This window comes from Pseudomonas sp. Soil_N_39 (genome assembly GCF_057655955.1).
Map to the genome: position 1 here is coordinate 1 of NZ_JBDGLI010000049.1, position 495 is coordinate 495.

Annotated in this window: 2 protein-coding genes; both read left to right on the forward strand. The window is 57.8% G+C overall.

Going from position 1 to position 495, the window contains the following annotated elements; genetic code table 11:
• A partial coding sequence (locus tag AC3A5O_RS28775; RefSeq protein ID WP_487754019.1) for a hypothetical protein occupies positions 1-132 on the forward strand: 132 nt, incomplete at its 5' end.
• A gap of 15 nt (positions 133-147) precedes the next feature.
• Entirely contained in the window at positions 148-345 is a 198-nt protein-coding gene (locus AC3A5O_RS28780; protein WP_003182142.1) for a YbdD/YjiX family protein, read from the forward strand.
• Positions 346-495: the final 150 nt, after the last annotated feature.

Consider the following 495-nt stretch of genomic DNA (forward strand, 5'->3'; position numbering starts at 1 on the left):
ACGCTGACGGTGTTGTTCCTGTTCGTGGTCTTCAGCATCCTGTTCTACGCGCTCAAGGTCGGCATCGCCGCCTGGGGCACCAAGGAACGCACGGACAAAGAAGCGCCATTCCAGGCCCTGCCAGACGCTTGATAGAGGATTGCAACGATGTTCAATGACTTGAGTCGCCTGGGTAAATACCTCGGTCAGGCCGCCCGCCTGATGGTCGGCATGCCCGACTACGACAACTACGTCGAGCACATGCAAACCAAACACCCGGACAAGCCGATGATGGACTACGAGGCGTTCTTTCGCGAACGCCAGGAGGCCCGTTACGGCGGCAAGGGTGGGCCCAAGTGTTGTTGAGTTGAGCTAAACCCAAACCCCATGTGGGAGCGGGCTTGCTCGCGAAGGCGTCGGGTCAGTTAACAGATAATGTGGCTGACACACCGCTTTCGCGAGCAAGCCCGCTCCCACAGTTGTTTTGGGTTGGTTTCAGCATTTGCATACGCCACA